Below are 17,265 nucleotides of genomic sequence, written 5' to 3' on the forward strand. Positions count from 1 at the left end.
CAAGGTGTTGCCTAGAGTTTCACGCACACGTTCTGGGCCTCGGTAAAAAAGCGCAAGGCTTCCAAGCCGCCTTCCCGCCCCAGGCCCGAGTTCTTCATGCCCCCGAAGGGCGTGCGCAAGTCGCGGTGCAGCCAGGTGTTAACCCACACAACCCCGACGTGCAGCTGGTGGGCAACGCGGTGCGCCCGGGTCAGGTCGCGGGTCCAGATGGTAGCGGAGAGGCCGTAGTCGGTGCCATTGGCCCAAGTCACAGCTTCTTCTTCGTGGTCGAAGGGAGTGAGCGTGACCACGGGGCCAAAGATTTCCTCCTGGTTCACGCGGCAGTCGGGGGCTAAGTTCTCAAACACAGTAGGTTGCAGGAAGTAACCTTCGGCGCAACGCCCCGGCACCTGTACGCGCTGTCCGCCCGTCAGCAGCCGGCCGCCTTCCTGGTGGGCTAAGTCGATGTAGGAGAGAATCTTGTGCAGATGCGCTTCGCTGACAATGGCCCCTTGCCTAGTGCTGGCCGCCAGCGGGTCGCCGACGGTCAGCTCCCGCACCTGCGCCAGAAAGGCGGCTTTGAACGGCTCATACACACCACGCTCCACGAAGATGCGCGAGCCGCAGAGGCAAATCTGGCCCTGGTTGGCAAAGGAGCTGCGGAGGCTGGTTTGCACGGCGGCGTCCAGGTCGCAGTCGGCGAAGATGATGTTGGGATTTTTGCCGCCCAACTCCAGGGAAAGTTTCTTGAACTGCGGGGCAGCTGTGCGGGCAATGTGGGCCCCGGTAGCCGTGCCGCCGGTAAAGCTGATGGCCTTGATACCCGGATGCTCTACCAGCGCCTGCCCGGCCCCGGGGCCCGTGCCGTGCACAATGTTGAGCACGCCCGGCGGCAGGCCCGCCTCCCGGCTTAGCTCGCTGAGCAGGTAGGCCGTGTAGGGCGTCACTTCCGAGGGCTTGGCCACCACGCAGCAGCCGGCGGCCAGGGCGGGCGCAATCTTCCAGGTGAACAGGTACAGGGGCAGGTTCCAGGGCGAAATACAGGCCACCACGCCCAGTGGATGGCGCACTGTGTAGTTGAGCGCCACGCCTTCCTGCAAGTGGGTTTCCGTGGCAAAATGCTGGGCCGCCGTGCCGAAAAAGGCGAAGTTGCTAGCCGCCCGCGGAATATCCAGGGTGCGGGCTAGGCTCAGCGGCTTGCCGTTGTCCTGGCTTTCGGCCTGAGCCAAGGTTTCCAGGTTCAACTCAATCAGCTCCGCGAGCCGTACCAGCCGGCGGCCCCGCTCCTCGGCCGGTACGGCCCGCCAGGCAGGAAAGGCGGCCGTAGCCGCTTGCAAGGCCTGGTCAACATCCGCGGCCGTGGAGTCGGGCACGTGCCCGAACACCTGGCCGGTGGCCGGGTTCAGCAGGGGCAGGTAGCCGTCCGCGGCGGGCGCCCGGAACTCGCCGTTGATGAAATTATGTAGCTGAACCATAAGCCGGGGGTAGGGCCCGGCGGCGCGGGCCTACCGCTGGGGCTGGGCCGGGGGCTCGGGCAGGTTGGAATCCGACACAATATACAAGGGCCGCTGCCGCACGTTGGCGGAAAGGCGGGCAATGTACTCGCCGATAATGCCCACGGCAATCAGCTGTACCCCACCTAAAAACAAGATGCTCACCATCAGGGAGGGCCAGCCGGGCTCGTACTCCTTGGTTACGAAACGGGAATACAGGGTATAAAGCATCACCAGAAACGCAATGCCCGAGACGATAAAGCCGCTGACAGTAGCCGCCTTCAGGGGCACGTCGGAAAAGGCCGTGATGCCGTCGAGGGCCAGCTTGAGCATTTTGCGGTAGGTGTAGCCGGTTTCGCCGCCCGCCCGCTCGGCCCGGTCGTACTCCAGGTAGGTCTGGCGGTAGCCAATCCAGGAAATTTGGCCCCGGATAAACTTGTTCTGCTCCGGCATGCGGCGCAGCGCCTCCACCACCTTGCGCGAAATCACCCGGAAGTCGCCGGTGTCCACGGGAATGGAAATGTGCGTAATGCTGGCCAGAACGCGGTAAAACAGCTTGGCTGTGAGCTTCTTGGCCGCACTTTCGCCCTGGCGGGAGCGGCGCTTGGCGTACACTACCTCGTAACCCTCCTGAAGCTTTTGCAGCAGCTGCGGAATCAGCTCGGGCGGGTCCTGCAAGTCGGCATCAATGATGCATACGGCCTGTCCCTCGGCCCGGTCGAGGCCGGCCGTCACGGCAATCTGGTGCCCGAAGTTGCGGCTGAAATCCAGGTAGCGCACTCGCGGGTCGCGCAGGGCCAGGGTCTGAACCAGGGCCAGCGACTGGTCGCGGGAGCCGTCATTGACGAAGATAAGCTCGTAGCCGCCGGGTAGGGCCATTGGGTCCAGTACACTGCGCAACCGCTCATAAAGGCTGCCAATGTTCGCTTCCTCGTTGTAGATGGGAATGATAACGGACAAGTCCACGGGGCGGGCGGAAGGGAAAGCGACCGGCTGCATCAGGAAACCGGCTTACGGGCCAGGGCAAACACGCTCACACCCACCGGCAGGTTGATGTGGCGCAACAGGCGGTTTTCCACCTGAAGCAGCCAGATTAGGGAGCGGTTCAGGGGCTGGGGCAGGGCGGCCAGGTCGCCGGTGCCGCCAGCCTCGGCGGGTTTTGTACCGCTAGTCAGGCGTTGGGCCTGCCGAATGAGGTAGGTCGGGAAAAACAGGGCGAAATTCCAGTACGAATGGCGCAGCACCTGCAGCCCGCCGGTGCGCAGGGCCTGCTGCAAGGAGGCAGCAGTATAGCGGCGGAAGTGGCGGTTTACCACGTCGTGCTGGCTCCAAAGCTGCTGATATGCAGGCACGTACACGAGTAGCTGCCCGCCCGGGCGCAGCACCCGCCGCCACTCGCGCAGGGCTTGCTGCTCGTCATCAATGTGCTCTAGCACATCGGAGGCCACTACCAGGTCAAAGGAAGCATCCGGAAAATCCAGCCGGGCCCCGTCCATCACCGAAACGTTGGGAATCTGGCGCTGGTGGGCCAGGGCAATGGCTGTTTCGCTGATGTCGATGCCGGTCAGGTTGTGAAAGCCCGCCTGGCGCAGCTGCTGCTGTAGGGGCCCGCCGGAGCACCCAATTTCCAGAATAGCCGCTGTAGCTGGCAGGTCCAGGCGCTTTATCTGGTCAAACACGATGTCGCGCCGCCCCCGGAACCACCAGTGATTTTCCTCTAGTTGATGATAAAGAGCCTCATATTGAACTTGCATGAGGCGAAAGTACGGAATGAGTTAACGCCATGCCTGCTACCTGGGGCTGCATTGCTGCTAGTAAACAGGTAATCAAGCTGTACTGGTTCAGCCCGCCCTGCCCGGCGGCCAGCGCCAACCTGCTGTCAGATGCGCGCCGCGGGCAGCGCTATTGGCAGTTGCTACCCGCTACTGCTTACTGTTGGTTATAGCGCCCGACGATGGGTAAGTGACGCCAGCTAAACGGACGCGCTAGATTAGTAGAAACATTACCTGATGGCTGGCAAATACCTTTACTTTTACACTCTGAACCTCTTAGCACTTCTTTCGCGTGATGAAAAAATTACCCTGGGCCCTGCTGGTGCTGAGCCTGGCCGGCTGTGGTGAAAAAACCTCCCCCAAGAGCCACGATACCTTGATTTCGAACGATTTCGAAAGCCTAGAAGGATGGGTGAACGACTTAAATACCACTTCCCTCACACGCGAAAAAGCACATTCCGGCCAGTACTCACTGAAAGTAGATGGCACCACCGAATACGGCCGAACCTACACCAACCAGCTGGGTAAGATGCACGATACCCGGCCTAAAAAGCTTAAGATCAACGCTTGGGTATTTGTGTCTGGCGCCCAGGCTGGGGCCAAGCTGGTAACCGTAATAACTGATCCGGCTCCCGACGCCAAGCCCGCCGTATGGGACGGCCTCGACGTGGTAGCCGCCGTGAAGAGCCAGTATGGTAAGTGGGTGGAAATCAGTAATGAGCTGACCGTACCCGAAAGCGTGACGCCTACCAACAAGTTTCAAATGTATTTGTGGCGCACCGGCGGTGCGGCTCCGGTGTATCTGGATGATCTGACCGTAACGGCCGCCGAGTAAGCACCAGCCGCAAAACAGTAAAAGGCCCAGCCGGCGCGGCTTCCGGAATCAGGAAGCCGCGCCGGCTGGGCCTTTTACTGTTAGCCAGCGCCTATTCTGCCAATGGAAAACCATCTAGCACGGGCTGCTGGCGGGCATCCAGCCAGTACACATGGGTACTGCGGGGCCGGATCAGCAGGTCGTCCACCACAATATCGGCCCCACCCATTTCTACCACTACTCGGTTGGCGGGGTTGCGCAGGCGGATGGGCAGACTGAAGCGGGCCCAGTCGCCGTGAATTTCAGTGGATTCTTTCAGGGACAGATCCAGGCGTTCCAGCTCTTGCCCTTCGGGCGTTAGCTGCCGGTAGCTGATGTAGGGCAGCCAGTCGGAGGTTTTGGCGTAGGCCCAAATGCTCAGTTCGTAGGTTGTCGTGTCCGTTGCGCCGGGCAAGGGGCCATCGAAAATAGGAAGCATGCCTTTGGCGGCGTGGGCGGCGCCAGGGCGGGTGAAGCTTACGCCGCCGGGCGCGGTTTTCTCTTGAAAGCTGCGCCAGATAACTGCTGGCCCGGGGGCCGTGCGCCACAGCTCTCCCTCGCGGAGCAGCTCCGTTTGGTGGGCCGTAAACCAGGCTCGCTCGGCGGCCGGCCGCTGGGTAGCAAAGGCCGAAAGCGGCAGCTCATAGAGCTGGACCAGTGGGGTTTCCGTCAGGAGCTTGGCCCCGCGCCGAAGCAGGGCTTGCTCTGCGGGCCGAAGGGCGTCGCGGCGGGAGGCTACCACCAGCAGCGGCTGCTGGGAAGGCAACTGCCTAGGCCACGATTTGGGCGTTAGGTCGGAGGAAAACAGCTCCAGCAGGCGCAGGGTCTGCTCCGTGGAAGTGCGCGACATCATGGTGGCGGCCACGGGGCGGTTCAGGCTGAGTGCTGCCCGGAAGCTTTCAGCCGCGCTGACGTCGATAATGCCCGACAAATCAAACTTCTCGGAGCCCAGCGAAAAGTAGGGCATGGGCAGAATGGCCTGATACTGATCGGGATAGTGACCGGCGCGGGCCAATAGCTCGGCGTAGTTATTGCCAGGCTGCAGGAAGGTAGTGGCCACCCGGTTGGCTAGTAAGGGTCGGGTAATGGCCTCCAGCTGGTACTTGGCTTCCAGCCCCCAAATGAGCAGTACCAGCCCCAGTATAAGTTGCCCCACGCGGCCCGCGCCCCGCTGGCGCAGAAACCGGTAGAGCTGCCAGAACTGCACGGCAGCCAGCACGGCGGCTACGTAGTAGAAAATCCAGGTAAAGCGGCCCAGGGAGCGAAACTGCTTAAGCGCCGGTAGCCAATCCAGCAAAGGCTCGAAGCCGGGGAGTTTGAACGGCAGGCACATGGCAAACGCCAGCACCAGCCCCGCGGCCCATACGGTGGGTTGCAGAAAGTTGGGCAGGGTAGGGCGCAGAACCCGCCGCCAGTGACGGTGCACCAAGTGCCAGCCGACGCGCGCTACCCACAGCAGCAAGCCCAGCACCACCGGTAAGCCCACGTAGGCCACGCCCTCGAAGGCGGGGTCGCCGGTGCGGAAAATAAACCGAAATACCGACTTAAACGGCTCCGTAGCTGGTCCGAACACGGCGGCCGGGCTAGAATGGTAGACAAAAAAGCCGTACGGGTTGATGGGACGGTCGGCAATGGGGTCTAGCCAGCTAATCCAGCCCTGAAAAAGCACCACCGGCAGTAGGCCCGTAGCCAGCAACCAGGCTGGCATACGCCACCACCGCGGCTGCCGGCTGGCGGCCTGCTGCACCAGCAGCACCAGGGCCGTAGCGGCGGGCAGCAGCAAGGCGTGCAACAGGTAGTACGGATGAATCAGAGCCAGCAGCACCGTCGCCAGCGTATAGGCAGCTACCCACCGAACCCGAACGGGCAGCGTAGCTGCTTCCGTTACGCGAAGCTGCACGTACCACAGCAGCGGCACTACTACCGGAATAGCCAGGGTATAATGCCCCCCAATGCGGTGGAACTGGGGCGAAAGAAAGACGATGCACAGGGCGCTAAGGGCAGAAAACCAAGGCGCTACCCCGCCCCGCCGAATTAGAGTGAACACCAGCGGAGTGGCCGGCACCGAGGAGAGCAGTACCGTAAGGTTGAAAACGCCCAAGGCATCGTTCAGGCTTAGCCCAAACAGGTTTTTCCAGACTTTGAGAAGCCAGGCCAGCAGCGGAAAACCGTCGGTGAAGAGGAGCAACTCCCCATAAGGGTAGTGCATTCCTGTAAACCGCACGCCGTGGTCGGCCTGCAGGTAGTAAAGCAGGGAAAAGTACGATTTAAGACCGTCGCCGCCGGTAGTAAACAGGTACTGCGAAGGATGTAGCAGTAAAGGCCCAACCCGAAGCCACAGAATGAATAAGTGAAGCGCTACCAGCGCTACCAGCCAGTACCGGTCGGTAGTGGTGGGGCGCGGCAGTGTTCGAGGCGAAATCATAGGGCGGAGTCAGAAGCAAAGGAATCGGAAGGAGGACGCACGGGGCGTAGGTCGGCCAGGCCCGGGTCGGTTTCCCGCACCAGGTACGGTGGGCGCTGCTTGGCCTGCACGAAGAGCTTACCCAGGTATTCGCCCATGATGCCCAGCACCAGCAGCTGAATGCCCCCAATAAAGAGTACACTAATCAATACGGAAGCCCAGCCCGGCACCGCGTCCTGGGTAAACATCAGAATATAAAGCGCATACAAGGCGTACAAAAACGCCAGCACCGAGATGCCCATGCCGGCCAGGGTAGCAAAATGCAGGGGCCGGACGCTGAAGGAGGTAATGCCATTCAGGGCCAGCTTCACCATTTTGCGGACGGTGTACTTGGTTTGGCCCCGGAAGCGCGCGTCCGGCGTATAGGCCACGCGCTTCTGCCGAAACCCCACCCAGTGCACAAAGCCCCGCAGAAATAAATCCACGTCGGGGCTACTGCGCACGGCCTCGGCTACGCGCCGGTCAATCAGGCGGTAATCGGCCGTACCCGGCTCAAAATCAACGCTGGACAGGCTGTTCATCAGCCGGTAGAAGGCGGCCGACGTCTGCCGCTTTAGCCAGGGCAGGCGCTCATCGTCGGCGCGCTGGGTGTACACAATATCGTAGCCGTTCAGCCAATGACCGAGCAGCTCGGGCAGCAGCCGGGGCGGGTGCTGCAAGTCAGCATCCAAGGAAATAATACAGTCGCCGGTGGCGTAGTCGATGCCCGCGCGCAGGGCGCTTTGATGACCAAAGTTGCGGGAAAGCAGGATGTAGTGAATCTCGGGGTCCTGGGTGCGTAGCTCCCGCAGGATGCGCTGGGTGTCGTCCTTGCTGCCGTCGTCCACGAAAATAATTTCCCGCTCGTAGCGGCCCGGCAGGTGCTCTTTCACCCGCGCCGCTATTTCCGGTAGATTTTCCTCCTCATTATAGGCCGGAATAACGACGGATATCTTCATGCAAGCTAGGACCTCTGAAAAGCGGAACGCGGAAAGGAGCGACTGTAGTAAAAGGGGGCCCGCGGCGGTCAAAACTACGGGATATCCTGTGAAGTGCCACATCCTCACGCTGCTTTAGCCTCCTGGCTTGGCCGGCGGCAAGGAGCTTCTATCTTTGCCGGGCTCCTCACGGACTCATTATCACGTATGCTGAAATTTCGTTTTTCCCAGCTGCTGGGCGTCACCCTGCTGGCCGGGGCGGCGGCGTGCTCGGACCCGGCTCCTGGCAAAACCGCCCAACAAATTACTTTTAATGACTTTGAGGCCCTGGATGGCTGGGGAACTCCCGTGCCGTCCCTAACTACGGAGCACGCGCACTCCGGCCGGTTTTCGATAAAAGTAGATGGCGCCCAGGAGTACAGCCTCAACTACGCCAACGCCTTGGGTAAAGCCAGCACCAACCGCATCAACAAGCTGGTAATAAGTGGGTGGGCCATGCGGGCCGGCAAAGACGGCACGGCCACGCTGGTAACCGAAGTAATTGACCCCGCCCAAAACCGCAAGCAGCTGTTCTGGCAGTCCATCAATTTCGCCGACGAGCTCAAGGAAGTAAATCAGTGGCAGCCTTTCAAACGAGAATTCACTCTGCCTGCGGGCCTCACGGCTGAAAAGGAACTGCACGTGTACCTGTGGCGCAATAGCGCCGCCCAGCCCTCCTACCTCGACGATCTGACCCTGACCCGCCTGGAGTAGATAAGCCCGGGTCAGTTGAAGAGTAACCAACTCTGGATGGCTTACAGGCAGCTGACGAACAATGGGTTAACGGCTGGGGTAATCCGCTCCCGGGCTTCTTCCTTGAGTAAGGTCCTTTGCTTCTGGCAGCTTCTTACTTGTTTCGGCCAGTTTATTTCCTTTTGACTTTTTACTTGCTATGCTCAAATATGCCTTTGTGGCGGCGTTGCTCCCAGCCCTGTTGCTGACCAGCTGTTCTTCGGTCCCCGAAACGGAAGTGCCGGCCGGTACGCAGCCCCTCGCTGCCACTAGCTTCGAGAACCTGGATGGCTGGCTGGCCGATTTGCCCGCCCGCGCCACGCTCACCCGCGACCAAGCCCACACGGGCAGCTATAGTACCATGGTAGGCCCCGGAAAAGACTTCAGCCTAGGCTACATGAATGCGCTCAGCCGCCTCTCCCCCGAGTGGCCCGGCCAACTCACAATAGGAGGCTGGGTATTACTGCCCAGCGAGCAGGCCGCCGCCAAGCTAGTTACTGAGGTGAAAGGCCCCACCGATAAAGATCCTTCCTTGCTTTGGGTGGGAGTCGATTTGGCAAAAGAAGCCAAGGGGTACAACAAGTGGCAATACGTGGAGCAAACCATTACCCTGCCCACTACCGCCAAGCCCGATAGCCGCCTGCTCGTATACCTGTGGCGCGCCGATAGCAAAGAACCCGTTTACCTCGACGACTTGAAAATCACACTGGCGGGCCAGAAATAGCTTGTTCAGCAAATAGTTCGGTGGGTAGTAAGGGCAGAAAACCAGTCATCTTCTCCTCACTACCCGCTCTGTATTGTAGAAAAGTAACCTATTTCACTACCTCCACCGGCAAGCGTAGGCGCACGGGCCAGTCGCGGTAGTCTTTGCTGATGAGGCTGACCTCGAAGGTGTAGTGGCCCGGCTGGCGCGGCGCCTGCAGCGGCACGGTTTGCGTCCAGGGCTGCCAGACGTCAACTTCCAGGGCTACTTCCATGGGGTTCGTGTCGGAGGGCCAGTCGTGTGACTTGTAAAATGCCGTGCGCAGCAGGGTAGGATGGGGAACCCGCGTGCCCGAGTGCAGGGGTTGCGCGGCCGCGGGTACGTCTATCAGCACCTGTACCGTTTGCTGGCGGCCGGCCCGCCACGTAGTTGGCACCATGCCCGGCAACGATAATTTCACCTGCTGATGTGCGGCAATGTAGGGGCGTAGGGCCGCCGTATCGAGTGGGGGTAGGGTGTTGAGGACGCGGTAAACGGCAGCCTTGGGAAAACGGCAGTAGGCAGCGGGTAAGTCGGCCGTGTTCATGGTTTCAAAGGGCCCCAGCAGCACGCCTGGGCGCGAGCCAGCCTCGGCCAGCTGATCAATATCCCAGCCCACTCGCACGGTCTGCACCGAATCGGGGCTGTGCCGGGCGCTAACCATCATGGTTTCACTAGCCGATGCCCACCAGGGCCAGCCGGCCCGCAGGCGGTGCGGGTCCACATTGTCGGGGTACATAATGAACTTCCGCTCCGGAAACCGGCTGGTATAAGTCAGCAAGTGACTGAGCCACTGCTGATACGCCGTGTACGGCACGTGGCGGTACCACACCAGCCCAAGCCGGGCCACCAGCACCACCGCCAGCAAGGAAGCCACCAGTACGGGGCCGCGCCCGTTCCAGCTGCGCTCCAGGGCCGGTAGCAGCTCCAGAGCAAAGGGAACCGCCACGAAAAGCGTAAGCGGCAGGTACAGGTTTTCCAGGTACGTAGCCTCGGTGTAGCCGGGGTTCGAGACGTTGATAATAAAGGTGTAGCCCGCCACAAAGCCCCACATCAGCCCCAGCCGGAGCCAGGCCAGCCAAGTGCGCTGCCGAACGTACAACACCGTAAGCGCCAGCAGCAGCAGAGGCAAGGCCAGGAAACCGTGGGTGCACAGCTGCCAGAAAGTATCGAAGCTGCCGATGGCCAGGTAGTTCGGGAAGTACTTGACCAGGTTGGGCGTGAAAGTCATGTGGGTCGCCTCATACGAACCGGGCGGAATAAGCATGGCGCGCAGCTGGTACATACCCAGGGCCAGGGCCAACATGCCGTAGTACGCCCAATCCCGAAACCGACGGTTCAGCAGCCAATCGTAAGCCCAAAGGAAGAGGAACGGCAGAATAATAAGGGGGTGCCCGAAGATAAAAACCGGCACCAGCGCCGCCAGGGCCAGAGTGCTAAACCGCAGTTGCAGAGGAGCTTGCCGGGCCACTCCGGCGTAAAACAGCAGCAGTGCCGCCAGGCCCTGGGGCAGCTCCGACTGCGCCCAGTAGAAAGTTCGGGACGCCAGCAGCACGTAGAGCAGGGCCACAACGAGGGCCACCTGCTCGTTGCGAAACCAGTAGGCGCAGGCCAGGAAAACCGCCAGGTAGTACAGAATGAACACCACTGAGTACAGCCGTAGCACGGCATTCAGCGGCAGCCCGGCTTTCAGGGCCAGCAGCGTGGGTAGCTGCGTGACAATGGCCACGAAGCGCCGGTTCTGCACGAAAAGCGCCTTGTCTTTCAGGTAGATAAACAAGTGGTAGGCCAAGTCGTAGTAGGCCGCCCGCTCCAGGTAGAAATGCCAGGCAAACAGCAGCAGAACCAGCATGGTAGCCAACGCCAGGCGCAGCGGCCACCGGGTGGCGTATTGTTTAGAAAGGAGCATAGTTGGGAGGGAAAGGGCGCGTGGTAGTAGCCCCCGATAAGGAAGAAACCGGTTTCGCCAGCCGCCTAACGGGCCAGCAGCCCGTACTTCAGGATGCAATATATGGCCCGGAACCCGTCGCGCCAGCCGATTTTCTTGCCCTCGGCGTAGGTGCGGCCGTAGTAGCTGATGCCAACTTCGTAGATGCGCACGTTCGGTACCCGCGCTATTTTGGCCGTTACTTCGGGCTCAAAGCCAAAGCGCTTTTCCTCTAGCGGCAAGCCCTGAATAAGGTCGCGGCGGAACAGCTTGTAGCAAGTTTCCATGTCGGTCAGGTTCAGATCGGTCACCATGTTCGAGAGGAAGGTGAGCAGCCCGTTGCCGATGCTGTGCCAGAAGAACAGGATGCGGTGGGGCCGGCCCCCCATAAAACGGGAGCCAAACACGACATCGGCCATACCCCGCAGAATGGGCCGGATGAGCAGGTTATACTCCTGCGGGTCGTACTCCAAATCGGCATCCTGAATAATTACGTACTCGCCGGTCGCCTCCCGGATGCCGGTGTGCAGGGCCGCGCCTTTTCCCTGGTTTACGCGGTGGCGCAGCAGCCGCAGGCCCAGGGCGGGGTAGCGGGCGGCGTAGGCCTCAATTACCGCCGCCGAGTTGTCGGAGGAGCAGTCATCGACCAGAATAATTTCCTTTCCAATGGTATTGATCAGCTCCAGCTCGCGCAGCACATCAAGAATCTGGTGGATGGTGCGGGCCTCGTTATAAACCGGAATGATGATAGAAAGCGTACGGAAGGGTACCAAATGCAGGAGCGTTAAAGGTCAAGAACAGCCAAAGATATTGGTGAGACCCGGAAACCAGGGCTCGGGCGCGCCCCGGCCCCGGCGGCTGACCTTATGCGTGCAGGGTTCAGGCTGCTCGGGCTACAGGCTGCTGGTGCGCCCCCCGTCCACGGGTACGTTGATGCCCGTGATGTAGGCGGCGGCCTCCGAGGCCAGAAAAGCCACGGCTGCCGCTACCTCCCGGGCCTGCCCGAACCGCCCGGCCGGGATGCCCCGCAGCATGGCCGCTTCCACCTCCGCGGTGGTCTGGCCCGTCTGTTCTACCTTCTTGGCAATGAGGGAAGTATGGCGCTGCGTGACGGTGGCGCCGGGCAGCACGTTGTTCACGGTGATGCCGTCGGCGGCCAGCTCGTTGGCCAGGGTTTTGGCCCAGTTACCCACGGCCCCCCGGATGGTGTTCGACACGCCCAGGCCCGGCAGCGGCTGCTTCACGGAGGTGCTGATGATGTTGATGATGCGCCCCCAGCCGCGCTGGCGCATGCCCGGCACCAGGGCCTGGGCCAGCAGGTGGTTGCACACCACGTGTTGCTCAAACGCCGCCCGAAACGCCTCCACCGGCGCCTCCAGAATGGGTCCGCCGGCCGGCCCGCCCGTGTTGTTGACCAGAATATCGAAGCCGTAGGGCGCCTGCTCCAGGTATTCCTGAACGCGTTGAGCCAAGGTAGCGGGCGAGCTGAAATCGGCCACGATAAAAGTGTGCGGTAGCTGGGCCGGCGTGGGCAAGGTGGCCACTACCTCGCGCAGGGCGGTTTCGTTGCGGGCCACCAGCGTGAGGGTGGCACCGCGCCGGGCCAGCTCCTTGGCCACGGCCCGGCCAATTCCTTGGGTGCTGCCGCCCACCAGGGCGCGACGGGAAAGTAAGTCCATTGGGGAAGGGGGTAGGGAATACGGAAAAGACAAGGGCTACCCGCCAAATATGCAGGCAAAGTCGGTAGACCCGATACGCGGGATTGTCGTTATTTGCCGGTACGCACCCGTTGCCTACTCACGTCTTCACCCCAGCACTTCGCCTTATGATTCGGCCTTTCAACTTTCAGCAGTGGATTGAGGAGCACCGTCACCTGCTCAAGCCGCCCGTTGGTAACCAGCAGGTATTCAAGGATAACAAAGATTTTATTGTGATGGTGGTGGGCGGCCCCAACGCCCGCAAAGACTACCACGTGGACGAGGGCGAGGAGCTGTTCCTGCAGCTGGAGGGCGACATGGTGGTGAAGGTCATTGAGGATGGCAAGCCCGTCGACATTGAAATTAAAGCCGGCAGCATGTTCCTGCTGCCCGCCGGCGTGCCCCACTCCCCGCGCCGCCCGGCCGGTTCCGTGGGCTTGGTGCTGGAGCGCTACCGCACCCCCGGCGAGCTGGACGGCTTCCAGTGGTACTGCGAAAACTGCGGCCACAAGCTCCACGAGGAATTTGCCGAAATCACCGACATCGTAGCCCAGCTGCCACCCATCATGAACCGCTTCTGGGCTTCCGATACGCTGCGCACCTGCCCGGTGTGCGGTACTTACATGGAAGCGCCCCCCAAGGCCGCCCCCGCCGAATAACCTGTTGCCCCGCCCCCGCCGTGCTAACTATTGACATTCACACGCATATCCTGCCCGAGCGGTGGCCTGACCTGCGGGAGCGGTACGGGTACGGGGGCTTTGTGCGGCTGGAGCACCACCGGCCCTGCTGCGCCCGCATGATGCAGGACGACCGGTTTTTCCGGGAGGTGCAGGACAACTGCTGGGACCCGGAGGTGCGCCTGCGCGAGTACGACCAGTTCGGGACCCAAGTACAGGTGCTCAGCACCGTGCCCGTGATGTTCAGCTACTGGGCCCGCCCCCTCGATACGCTGGATTTGAGCCAGCTGCTCAACGACCACATTGCCGACGTGGTGCGGCGCTACCCTACCCGTTTCGTAGGGCTGGGTACCCTGCCCCTGCAGGCCCCCGATCTGGCCATCCGGGAGTTAGAGCGGTGCATGAAAATCGGGCTGGCCGGGGTGCAGATTGGCTCCCACGTCAACGACTGGAACCTGGATGCCCCGGAGCTATTTCCGGTGTTTCAGGCCGCGGAGGAGCTGGGTGCCTGCGTGTTCATTCATCCCTGGGACATGATGGGCCAGCAGCAGATGCCCAAGTACTGGCTGCCCTGGCTGGTGGGCATGCCTGCCGAAAGTACCCGTGCCCTCTGCTCCCTGGTGTTTGGGGGCGTGCTGGAGCGGCTGCCGCGCCTGCGGGTGGCGGTGGCCCACGGCGGCGGCACCTTTGCTACCACCATCGGGCGCATCGGCCACGGCTTCGAGGTGCGGCCCGACCTGTGCGCCGTCGATAACCCGGTGCACCCGCGCGAGTATCTGGGCCGCTTCTGGGTTGATTCCCTGGTTCACGACCCGCGCCTGCTCGACTACCTGGCCCAAACCATCGGGCCCGATAAAATCACCCTCGGCACCGACTACCCCTTCCCCCTGGGTGAAGCCGTGCCCGGTGAGCTGATCCGTTCCTTATCTTATCCTGAGGACGTAAAAGCCCGGATGCTGGGCCAGAATGCCCTGGACTGGCTGGGATTGGAAGCGTCCCGTTTCAATCGGTGAGATGATGATTTAGTGAGTTGCCTACGCCTGAGTTTCTACCAAGCTGTCAGGGCGAGGAGGCACGCGTCGCCATTCTTTCCCTCTTCTGTGGCCAGCTTAATAACATGACAAGCCCTTGATGTGGGGTTGCGTCAAGGGCTTGTCCTGTTTCAGGACGGAGAGCGTCGCGACGCTCGCCATGGCACCAACTCACAATTTCACCACTTCACAACTTCACCGCTGGTATCTTTACTGCCGATGACCTTCGAACCCACCCTCGACTTCGCCCGCCAACTTGATGCGCAGGACCCGCTGCGCGACTTCCGCCAGCAATTCCTGATTCCGCCCGCGCCCAACGGGGAGGAGTGCCTGTATTTCTGCGGTAACTCCCTGGGTCTGCAGCCGCGCACGGCCCGCGCCGCCGCCGAGCAGCAGTTTCAGAACTGGCAGCAGCTGGCCGTGGAAGGACACTTCAAGGGCGAAACGCCCTGGATGCACTTTCATCAGCGCCTGGAGGCGGCTTCGGCCCGCATTGTGGGGGCCAAGCCCGTGGAAGTAGTGGTGATGAACAACCTCACGACCAACCTGCATCTGCTGCTGATTTCCTTCTACCAGCCCACGGCTACCCGCTACAAGGTGCTGATGGAGGGCGGCGCTTTCCCCTCTGACCAATACGCCCTGGAAAGCCAGGTGCGCATGCGAGGCCTCAACCCCGACGATACCATTGTGGAGCTGGCACCCCGGCCCGGCGAGCATACGTTGCGCACCGAAGACATTCTGGCCAAAATCGAGGAGCTGGGCGATTCGCTGGCTACCGTGCTGCTGGGCGGCATCAACTACTACACGGGCCAGGTCTACGACATGGCCGCTATTACCCGGGCCGGCCACGCGGTGGGCGCTTTGGTGGGCTTCGATTTGGCCCACGCCGCCGGCAACATTCCCCTGCATCTGCACGACTGGGACGTGGACTTTGCCTGCTGGTGCTCCTATAAATACCTGAACTCCGGCCCCGGGGGCGTATCTGGCGCCTTCGTGCACGAGCGGTTTGCCGATCAGCCCGAGCTGGTGCGCCTGGCCGGCTGGTGGGGCTACGATGACAAGGAGCGCTTCAAGATGAAAAAGGGCTTTCGGCCCATGCGCGGGGCGGCCGGCTGGCAGCTTTCCAACGGCGCCATCCTGACGCTGGCCGTGCACGAGGCGGCCCTGGCCATCCACGAAGCCGCCGGCGGCATGGAAGCTCTGCGCCGCAAAAGCGAGCTGCTGACGGGCTACCTGGAGTTTCTCATCACCCGCCTCAGCCTACCCAAAACCCGCCTCGAAATCATTACCCCTGCTGACCCCGCCCAGCGCGGCTGCCAACTCTCCTTGCTGGTACACCAGAATGGCCGCGACCTGTTCGAGCACCTGATGGCCGTGGGCGTTATCGGCGACTGGCGCGAGCCCAACGTGATTCGGCTGGCCCCGGTGCCGCTCTACAATACCTTCGAGGACGTGTACCGGGTAGGGGCGGTGCTGGCCGAGTGGGCCGGCCAGGCGTAGCCGTTAGTAATAGAATTCGGCCCCAGTGGGGAAGTTTTTCGCTGGCAGCGGCTGTTATGCGTAGAGGGAATAGCCCGCGGGCTGTTTCAGTTTCTGAATTAAGCACTTATCCATCATGGCCGAAGACTACGCGGCGAAAATGAGCCGCAAAACCGACGCCGAATTGCGCGACTACGTCGATAACCGCTACCAGTACCGGGAGGAAGCCGTGCTGGCGGCCCTGGACGAGTTGGCCCGCCGCGGCACGCCCGAGCCAAGGGCGGCCGCCTTGGCTGAGGAGCTACGCATCAGCCAGCAGGACACTAACCGCCGCGAAGCCGCCGCGCGGGAGCTAGTTGTCGAACAGGAGCAAACCCGCCGGATTGCCCGCGGGCAGGTCGACCCGGAGCTGGCGGAGGCTACCGGCCCGGCGCTGTACTCGCCGGGCACGATTACCATTTTCTCGGTGCTGTTCAGCATGTTGGCGGGCGGGTTGCTGCTGGTGCTTAATCTGCGCACGCTCCGCCGTACCGGGCCCGCCTTATTGGTAGTCGCCTTCATGATTGCGTACATGGTAGGCGGGGGCTACCTGCTGTTCTGGCTCAAGCAGCTCTATGGCGACCAGTACAACTGGCTCGGGTCGTTTTTCAATTTGCCGGCTGTGTTGCTTTACAACTTGTTTTTCTGGCCCCGCTACATTGGGCCGCAACCCTACCGCAGCCGGTCGTGGTTGGGGCCGCTGCTAGTGTGCGGACTGATTATGCTGGCTTTTTACTACTTCGCGCTCCGCTTCAAAGGAGCTATGCCGGTGATGTAGCCCTGCCCGATGGCCTTGCTTCCCATTCGGCTACCTGCTGCCGAAGTGCTTTTCGATCCTGATTTTCTGGCTCCGCCGGCGGCCGCGGCTTTGCTGACGGAGTTAACCGCTACCATTCCGTGGCGGCACGAGGCCATCCGGATTTTTGGCCGCGAGCTGCTACAGCCCCGCCTTACGGCCTGGCACGGCGACTCGGGCGCCAGCTACCAGTACTCTGGGCTGCAGTTGCAGCCCCAGCCCTGGACGCCCGCATTGCTTAGTCTGCGCCAGCAAGTAGAGGCTGCCGCTGGTACTGCCTTCAACAGCGTGCTGCTCAACCTTTACCGCACTGGCCAGGACAGCATGGGCTGGCACGCCGACGATGAGCCGGAGCTAGGTTCGGAACCCGTAATTGCCTCCGTGACTTTGGGGGCTACCCGCACTTTCCGGCTTAAGCCCCGCAACCCCCACCACACGCCGCACGCGCCCCTGAGTTTGCCGCTCACTGCGGGCAGCCTGCTGCTCATGCGCGGCCCTACTCAGCAACACTGGCTGCACGCCCTGCCCAAAACCACCCGTCCCGTTGGCCCCCGCCTGAACCTCACGTTCCGCCAAGTGATAGTACAATAGAGAGCGGTAATGGAATGGGTAGATGTGTAGTTAAGTG

The 17,265-nt window shown here is 61.7% G+C and carries 16 protein-coding genes; 8 read left to right on the forward strand and 8 right to left on the reverse strand.

Annotated features, from left to right (window positions below):
- Positions 1-11 precede the first annotated feature (11 nt).
- The 3 genes from IEW18_RS10370 to IEW18_RS10380 are packed head-to-tail and all read right to left on the reverse strand — an operon-like array spanning position 12 to position 3,226.
- Positions 12-1,454 carry an aldehyde dehydrogenase gene (locus IEW18_RS10370; RefSeq protein ID WP_188557780.1) on the reverse strand — a complete coding sequence of 481 codons (1,443 nt, stop codon included), beginning with the start codon at positions 1,452-1,454 and terminating at the stop codon, positions 12-14.
- A gap of 30 nt (positions 1,455-1,484) precedes the next feature.
- Positions 1,485-2,438 (reverse strand): glycosyltransferase family 2 protein, encoded by a 954-nt coding sequence (locus tag IEW18_RS10375; protein WP_229728690.1) that lies wholly within the window; start codon positions 2,436-2,438, stop codon positions 1,485-1,487.
- Positions 2,439-2,470: 32 nt separating this feature from the next.
- Positions 2,471-3,226, reverse strand: a complete 756-nt coding sequence (locus tag IEW18_RS10380) for a class I SAM-dependent methyltransferase (RefSeq protein ID WP_188557782.1) — start codon at positions 3,224-3,226, stop codon at positions 2,471-2,473.
- 313 nt (positions 3,227-3,539) lie between these two features.
- On the opposite strand from IEW18_RS10380, the gene IEW18_RS10385 reads away from it, so the two are divergent.
- Positions 3,540-4,079: a hypothetical protein gene (locus IEW18_RS10385; protein WP_188557783.1), complete on the forward strand. Its 540-nt coding sequence runs from the start codon at positions 3,540-3,542 to the stop codon at positions 4,077-4,079.
- 91 nt (positions 4,080-4,170) lie between these two features.
- Here the strand turns inward: IEW18_RS10385 and IEW18_RS10390 are convergent, their stop codons facing one another.
- Together IEW18_RS10390 and IEW18_RS10395 are read right to left on the reverse strand one after the other, a co-directional pair.
- Complete coding sequence (locus IEW18_RS10390; RefSeq protein WP_188557784.1) at positions 4,171-6,522, reverse strand: DUF6311 domain-containing protein; 2,352 nt, start codon at positions 6,520-6,522, stop codon at positions 4,171-4,173.
- A complete protein-coding gene (locus IEW18_RS10395; RefSeq protein WP_188557785.1) occupies positions 6,519-7,499 on the reverse strand; it encodes a glycosyltransferase family 2 protein in 981 nt (326 codons plus the stop codon). Before IEW18_RS10395 ends, IEW18_RS10390 begins: the two co-directional genes overlap by 4 nt.
- A 186-nt stretch (positions 7,500-7,685) precedes the next feature.
- Here IEW18_RS10395 and IEW18_RS10400 point away from each other — a divergent pair, with 186 nt between their 5' ends.
- A complete protein-coding gene (locus IEW18_RS10400; RefSeq protein WP_188557786.1) occupies positions 7,686-8,231 on the forward strand; it encodes a carbohydrate binding domain-containing protein in 546 nt (181 codons plus the stop codon).
- Between the two features lie 178 nt (positions 8,232-8,409).
- Entirely contained in the window at positions 8,410-8,973 is a 564-nt protein-coding gene (locus IEW18_RS10405) for a hypothetical protein (protein WP_188557787.1), read from the forward strand.
- An 88-nt stretch (positions 8,974-9,061) separates the two neighbouring features.
- Here IEW18_RS10405 and IEW18_RS10410 read toward each other — a convergent pair whose 3' ends face one another.
- The 3 genes from IEW18_RS10410 to IEW18_RS10420 form a co-directional block, all read right to left on the reverse strand.
- Positions 9,062-10,900 (reverse strand): hypothetical protein, encoded by a 1,839-nt coding sequence (locus IEW18_RS10410; RefSeq protein ID WP_188557788.1) that lies wholly within the window; start codon positions 10,898-10,900, stop codon positions 9,062-9,064.
- A gap of 65 nt (positions 10,901-10,965) precedes the next feature.
- A complete protein-coding gene (locus IEW18_RS10415) occupies positions 10,966-11,691 on the reverse strand; it encodes a glycosyltransferase family 2 protein (RefSeq protein ID WP_188557789.1) in 726 nt (241 codons plus the stop codon).
- A 120-nt stretch (positions 11,692-11,811) separates the two neighbouring features.
- Entirely contained in the window at positions 11,812-12,597 is a 786-nt protein-coding gene (locus IEW18_RS10420; RefSeq protein ID WP_188557790.1) for an SDR family oxidoreductase, read from the reverse strand.
- 146 nt (positions 12,598-12,743) lie between these two features.
- Between IEW18_RS10420 and IEW18_RS10425 the strand changes: the two genes are divergently transcribed.
- The 5 genes from IEW18_RS10425 to IEW18_RS10445 all read left to right on the forward strand — a co-directional run bounded on the left by IEW18_RS10425 (position 12,744) and on the right by IEW18_RS10445 (position 17,228).
- A complete protein-coding gene (locus tag IEW18_RS10425) occupies positions 12,744-13,274 on the forward strand; it encodes a 3-hydroxyanthranilate 3,4-dioxygenase (protein WP_188557791.1) in 531 nt (176 codons plus the stop codon).
- 20 nt (positions 13,275-13,294) lie between these two features.
- Positions 13,295-14,305: an amidohydrolase family protein gene (locus IEW18_RS10430; RefSeq protein ID WP_188557792.1), complete on the forward strand. Its 1,011-nt coding sequence runs from the start codon at positions 13,295-13,297 to the stop codon at positions 14,303-14,305.
- Positions 14,306-14,542: 237 nt separating this feature from the next.
- Complete coding sequence (gene kynU / locus IEW18_RS10435; protein ID WP_188557793.1) at positions 14,543-15,823, forward strand: kynureninase; 1,281 nt, start codon at positions 14,543-14,545, stop codon at positions 15,821-15,823.
- A 115-nt stretch (positions 15,824-15,938) separates the two neighbouring features.
- The gene (locus tag IEW18_RS10440) at positions 15,939-16,619 is read left to right on the forward strand and encodes a hypothetical protein (protein ID WP_188557794.1); all 681 of its coding nucleotides are present in this window, start codon (positions 15,939-15,941) and stop codon (positions 16,617-16,619) included.
- A gap of 9 nt (positions 16,620-16,628) precedes the next feature.
- Entirely contained in the window at positions 16,629-17,228 is a 600-nt protein-coding gene (locus IEW18_RS10445) for an alpha-ketoglutarate-dependent dioxygenase AlkB family protein (RefSeq protein WP_188557795.1), read from the forward strand.
- The last annotated feature ends 37 nt before the right edge of the window (positions 17,229-17,265 follow it).

Source organism: Hymenobacter glacieicola (assembly GCF_014640315.1).
Classification (GTDB): Bacteria; Bacteroidota; Bacteroidia; order Cytophagales; family Hymenobacteraceae; genus Hymenobacter; species Hymenobacter glacieicola.